Source organism: Paracoccus sp. SY (assembly GCF_002901215.1).
In the GTDB taxonomy this organism is placed as follows: Bacteria; Pseudomonadota; Alphaproteobacteria; order Rhodobacterales; family Rhodobacteraceae; genus Paracoccus; species Paracoccus acridae.
Genome location: NZ_NWMQ01000142.1, coordinates 1 through 1,246, shown reverse-complemented (window position 1 = coordinate 1,246; position 1,246 = coordinate 1). Strand labels below are relative to the sequence as shown.

Annotated in this window: 2 protein-coding genes; one reads left to right on the top strand and one right to left on the bottom strand. The window is 65.6% G+C overall.

The window, feature by feature from the left end:
- On the top strand, nucleotides 1-1,005 hold a 1,005-nt coding region (locus CK944_RS22160), incomplete at its 5' end, for an alpha-amylase family glycosyl hydrolase (RefSeq protein ID WP_239986221.1).
- Here CK944_RS22160 and CK944_RS22155 read toward each other — a convergent pair.
- Complete coding sequence (locus tag CK944_RS22155; protein ID WP_103175184.1) at nucleotides 1,006-1,188, bottom strand: hypothetical protein; 183 nt, start codon at nucleotides 1,186-1,188, stop codon at nucleotides 1,006-1,008.
- Nucleotides 1,189-1,246: the final 58 nt, after the last annotated feature.

Sequence of the window (1,246 nt, the reverse complement as noted above, 5' to 3'; positions counted from 1 at the left end):
ACGGTCAACTTCTATTTCCACGACACCCGGCTGCGGAACAACCCGCCCAATCCCGACAGCACGGCGCCCGATACCTATAACATGCAGCGCCACGTCTATTCGAAGAACCGGCCGGAAAACATCGCCTTCCTGAAACGGATGCGCAGGCTGACCGACGAATACGACGCCCGCATGATGGTGGGCGAGGTGGGCGAGGGCGGCGACACCTCGATCCGCATCATGGCCGAATACACGGCCGGCACCGACCGGCTGCACATGTGCTACAGCTTCGAGATGCTGAGCCATGACTTCACCGCCCGCCATTTCCGCCACACGATCGAGGGCGTGCACAAGGGCGCGCCTGACAGCCATGCCTGCTGGTCCTTCTCGAACCACGACGTGTTCCGCCATGTCACCCGCTGGCAGCCCCATGCCGAAAGCGCCGAAGCCCTGGCCCGGCAGGCGGCGGCGATGCTGCTCTCTTTCCCCGGCACCATCTGCCTATATCAGGGCGAGGAACTGGGCCAGACGGAAACCGAACTGGTTTATGACGAACTGACCGATCCCCCCGCCCTGCGCTTCTGGCCCGAGATCAAGGGCCGCGACGGCTGCCGCACGCCGATGGTCTGGGACGACAGCCCGAACGCGGGCTTTTCCGATGGAAAGCCCTGGCTTCCGGTCAAGGAACCCCAGGCCGCCCGCCATGTCGCGGGCCAGCAGGGCGACAACGACAGCGTGCTGTCGGCCTATCGCGCGACGCTGGCCTTCCGCAAGGCGCAGATGCCGCTGCGGCGGGGCGAGACCTCTTTCCTGGATCTGGCTGAGCCGATCCTGGCCTTCCATCGCGGCATCGGGGGCGAGGCGCTGACCTGCGTCTTCAACCTGTCCAAGGAACCTGCGCGGCTGACCTTGTCAGACGACGCGGCGCTTGTCGGGCCGTCGCGGGCATCGCTGTCGGGCACGGTGCTGGACCTGCCGCCCAACGGCTTTGCCTGGCTGGACCGCGCCGTGGACCTGCTGGCCTGATCAGTCCGGCTTGCGCCGCACGAACAATTCAAAGGCCAGGTAAAGCCCGGCAGCCCCCGAGATTAGTGCCCAGAAGGGGTTGCCGGTGTAAAGCTCGACCCCGGCCCAGGCCAGCGGCACTACCACGCAAAGGATCCGCACCCAAAGGTGGCGGAAGAAGGGGGCATTGGGGTCAACCAGCATGTCCTGCCTCGTGTCTTTCACTTTGGTTCAAATATCCCGGGGTCCGGGGCAGCGCCCC